Raw genomic sequence first — 3,855 nt, 5'->3', positions numbered from 1 at the left:
TAACGATGGTAATTATCTCCACTTGTGGACTTTAGATAATAACTGGAATTGGCAATCTTCAAGCGGATGGTGGGGATTAAACTCATCGGAAGCTTTTACTCAAGAAACCAACTTCCAACAAGACTTTAACGGTGATAATCAGATTGGTAATCCCTCCCTAGGTATTCTAGCGGTTTCTGCTAACGTCCCAGAACCCATTATCGGGTCATCAAACGATGATATTCTCACTGGTACTGTGGACAATGATATTCTAATTGGTGGCTTAGGTAATGATACCCTCAATGGTGCTGCTGGAATCGATACTTTAACCGGTGGGGTGGGGACAGACATCTTCATCTTCCAATTTAGTCAGTCCACCTCGACAGCCCTAGACCGAGTTACGGATTTTGCTATTGGTACTGATAAAATTGACCTGCTTAGTCAATCTGGTGCGGCAATTAATGCCCCTCTCGCTTTTACCCGGGCAACAGATAGCACCACGACCAATATTAACACCATTGTTACTAACGTCTTTACCGATGCTGATGGGGCAACAGCCGGAAATCAAGCTCTCGGAATTAACAGTGCTGTTTTAGTGCGGGACAATAGTTCTTCTACTTACCTAATTATCAACGACGGTACGGCGGGTTTCCAAAGTGCTAATGATTTGGTGATTAATCTCACCGGGTTAACGGGTGCTTTCCCGGCGCTCGGTACTATTGCGGTCAATAGTTTCTTTGTCTAGATTGATGGGGGGATTAATTCTCCCCTTTTAACAGTGTTTTTAGTATAGAATTAGGGCAGGTATTGCTAAAGAACCAGAGCGTGAAATTAATTGTCTTTGATGATGAAAGTCAGGTAATCGTGCAATAGAACTCTTGCAAATTAATTATATGTTATAATGATTGGTTAACTAATTTTTTTGGGAAAATTAGTTAACCAGTACATTAGTCCTGAATGAAAACTTGAAGTTTAACTTTTAACTCAAAAATCTTTAGAGCTGCTTTAATTTGGTTATCAAAACCTCTTTATTTAAGCGGCACAAACTATCTCAATTATAAAAATTGAGAATAAATTCTCCTTGACTTGATTAATCTTTAGGCAACTTTTAAGAAGTTGCTATACCTATCCCTAACTCACAGTTATAAATAGCCGCCAACAAGTTAACTCTTAAACTATATCTTCGACGACGATTCCGATATTTACAGGATAATATTTTCAAGATTTTGAGTTTACTATTTATAGGTTCAATGATAATCCTTTCTTTGGCTAAAGCCTTGTTATACTCCTTTAATTTTCCATTTTTCGGTTTCTTTTTCGGTGTATAACTATTACTATGGTATGCAGCTATTCCCTGATAACTACTGTCTTCTATGCTGGTAGTTAAAGAATGAAAACGAACTCGACTTTTTTTAAATAAACTAAAATCATGACCGCTGCCGGCTCTCTTATTCTTTGTGTGATAAGTTTAACTTATATAATAGCGATCGATCTTCGTGTCTTTGTGGTTCGTTCCACTCGCTCGCCAGCAAGACTGTATCTTAGAATACATTTTACCCACCAAACCCAAGAGAGCCATAAATATAGCAAAAGTATAGATGATTTCCTGACCTAAGATCACATTTTATTCTTTTTTCGACTTCCATCTAAGTAATTAGTCACCGCAACAAGGAAGCCTTGTTGACAAAGACAATCCTTGAAACCCTTATAAGTTAAGGAATTCTCTAAAAACAATACAAATGTTCGGCAAAGGGATATTCTCAACAAGCTAGGGAAAACTTAAGTTCTAGCGACTATTATTGACATAACATGATCGATAGTTCAAAGAAACTATTTTTTGCGTATCTCAAAAACCCTGTGTTTTCAGCACTTTTGAGCTTTATCATTCTCAATAAGCGATGCTTATTGAGGTGCCTAATTACCAATCTAAAAATCGAGAAAAAAGCAAAACCGTCTATCGTACCATAAAAAAATTATGCAAGAGGTCTATAAAACCGATGGCAGATAATTTCCACATTTCGACCAATTTTTACCCTCTTCAGGGATAAGATAGTGCTTGTGTTACCTAAAAACTGATCTATGAGCGGCTTTATTATAAAAATAATCTTGATATCGGCTTTGATTTCCCTGGGAATTAAATATCTTGCCCCTTTATTATCGCTCACTCCCAGTCCTCTTAACACTTTAATTCTGGTTTTTACTCCTTTTCTGCTCACGGTTTTTGCCCTCTGGAGACGGACAATAACTGATTAGGAATCTTTCTCCTTTCTCCTTGCTTATCATGACTTTTGGCAGTAGCTTCGGTTTAGTCCTGTTAGTCTTTTGTCTGTTGATTCTCTGGCAAATTCGACAGATTCTCTTATTATTATTGATGGCGATTCTTCTGGCTCAGATTTTAAATTTGGCTGTGACTTGGTGGCAGCGTCATCACCTCAAACGTTCCCACGCCCTAATTATCACTCTTTTTAGCTTCTTTATTGGTATTATCGGTATTTTTGTGGGGATTATACCCGCTTTAGTTCAACAATTTCGCCAATTATTTAGTTTATTACCCCAAGCTATAGAAAGACTCTGGGGACAACTGCATCGTCTTGAGGATTATCTCGATCCTAGTCTGGCCAGTGTCTTCCCGGACTTTAAAACGCTGCTCGCTCAATTACAACCCCTGATTAACCAAATTGCTGACCGGGGTTTGAGCATTTTTTACGGTACTTTCGGCATTATCCTCAGCTTACTGCTAATTGTTGCCCTGAGCTTGATGATTCTCGCCGATCCTGCCGCTTACCACCGTTGTTTTCTGCGTTTATTTCCCGCTTTCTACCGTCCTCGGGTACGATCGATCCTAGAAGATTGCGATCGAGATTTAAAAGCTTGGCTAAAAGGGATTTTCTGTCATATGTTGATTATGACCTTGGGCAGTTGCCTGGGTCTATCCCTGATTGGCATTCCCCTCGCTTTTTCCCAATCTATTCTGGCCGGATTTCTCACCTTTATCCCCAACCTCGGGCCGGTTTTAAGCACGATTTTACCCTTTTCTATCGCCCTTCTGGAAGCTCCCTGGCAACCCTGGGCAGTTTTACTGCTCTACAGCAGTATTTATCTGTTAATTCAATATTTCGACCATCATTCACCGCTGCCCATTTTAACAGTGCGGTCGCTCAAGCTCTTACCCGCTTTTACCCTGTTGGCCCAGTTGTTTTTTGCCTCGATTTTTGGCTTTTTAGGGCTATTTCTGGCGGTTCCCCTGGCGCTTATCGGTCGTATTTGGCTAAAGGAAGCTTTGATCAAGGATATTCTCGATCATTGGCGGATTGGGAATAAAAAATACTAAACTGGGGATCTAGGATTCGAACCTAGGAAATGGCGGGACCAAAACCCGCTGCCTTACCGCTTGGCTAATCCCCATTGCACAGACCTTTTTAATATTAGCATTTATCTCCCTGGTTTTGTCAAGAAGTTTCTAAAAATTTTTTGCTTACTGTGGCATCCGAGGGTAGAATCAGGAGGCCGCCTGAGCCTCAAACTAAGCTATAGTGGGAACTACTGGTCTGTCAAGTTGAAGTTAGCCCAGACAATCATTGTCAAGCTGTATCCTTAACCAGAGAGCAGTCAAACTAAGTCCGTCTGAGGTGAACATCTCAAGCACGGTTCTGAATGGGGGGGGAGGTCGGCGATAATCTGATCAGTGGAGATTATTAAGTAAACAGTAAGTAGGTGGGTGGAATTAAATATAAGATCAACGTAGGTTGGGCTTCGGCCGTGAGCTTTTGCCGAACGGTTGAAGCATGAAACCCAACGCCCGCATAGTTTACGCTACTGCTAACCCATCCTACAAATAATTGTGCCTCCCTACTTAAAACCGATTAATGATAATCC

The 3,855-nt window shown here is 40.4% G+C and carries 4 protein-coding genes, 1 tRNA gene and 1 pseudogene; 4 read left to right on the top strand and 2 right to left on the bottom strand.

The annotated features are described in order from the left end of the window. On the top strand, positions 1-724 hold a 724-nt coding region (locus PX484_RS00715), incomplete at its 5' end, for a bluetail domain-containing putative surface protein (protein WP_288102657.1). 363 nt (positions 725-1,087) lie between these two features. Here the strand turns inward: PX484_RS00715 and PX484_RS00710 are convergent. Next, positions 1,088-1,420: pseudogene (locus PX484_RS00710) on the bottom strand (IS5/IS1182 family transposase); the annotation flags it as partial. Between PX484_RS00710 and PX484_RS00705 the strand changes: the two are divergent. The 3 genes from PX484_RS00705 (at position 1,409) to PX484_RS00695 (ending at position 3,310) form a co-directional block, all read left to right on the top strand. Further along, positions 1,409-1,594, top strand: coding sequence for a hypothetical protein (locus tag PX484_RS00705; RefSeq protein ID WP_085983396.1), 186 nt, complete (start codon positions 1,409-1,411; stop codon positions 1,592-1,594). The pseudogene PX484_RS00710 and the gene PX484_RS00705 sit on opposite strands and share 12 nt — an antisense overlap. A 491-nt stretch (positions 1,595-2,085) precedes the next feature. After that, positions 2,086-2,232 carry a hypothetical protein gene (locus tag PX484_RS00700; RefSeq protein WP_216628725.1) on the top strand — a complete coding sequence of 49 codons (147 nt, stop codon included), beginning with the start codon at positions 2,086-2,088 and terminating at the stop codon, positions 2,230-2,232. Between the two features lie 28 nt (positions 2,233-2,260). After that, complete coding sequence (locus PX484_RS00695; protein WP_002801426.1) at positions 2,261-3,310, top strand: AI-2E family transporter; 1,050 nt, start codon at positions 2,261-2,263, stop codon at positions 3,308-3,310. A gap of 1 nt (position 3,311) precedes the next feature. Here the strand turns inward: PX484_RS00695 and PX484_RS00690 are convergent. Continuing rightward, positions 3,312-3,384, bottom strand: a tRNA-Gln gene (locus tag PX484_RS00690). Between the last annotated feature and the right edge of the window lie 471 nt (positions 3,385-3,855).

The organism is Microcystis sp. M49636_WE2 (assembly GCF_030065375.1).
In the GTDB taxonomy this organism is placed as follows: Bacteria; Cyanobacteriota; Cyanobacteriia; order Cyanobacteriales; family Microcystaceae; genus Microcystis; species Microcystis aeruginosa_C.
Note: the sequence above shows the minus strand (reverse complement) of the source record. Positions and strands in the feature narration are given on the sequence as shown.

What these genes read in the sequence shown, in the direction of transcription:
- PX484_RS00705 (WP_085983396.1), top strand. Translation starts at nt 1,409, where the DNA reads ATGACCGCTGCCGGCTCTCTTATTCTTTGTGTGATAAGTTTAACTTAT.
- PX484_RS00695 (WP_002801426.1), top strand. Translation starts at nt 2,261, where the DNA reads ATGACTTTTGGCAGTAGCTTCGGTTTAGTCCTGTTAGTCTTTTGTCTG.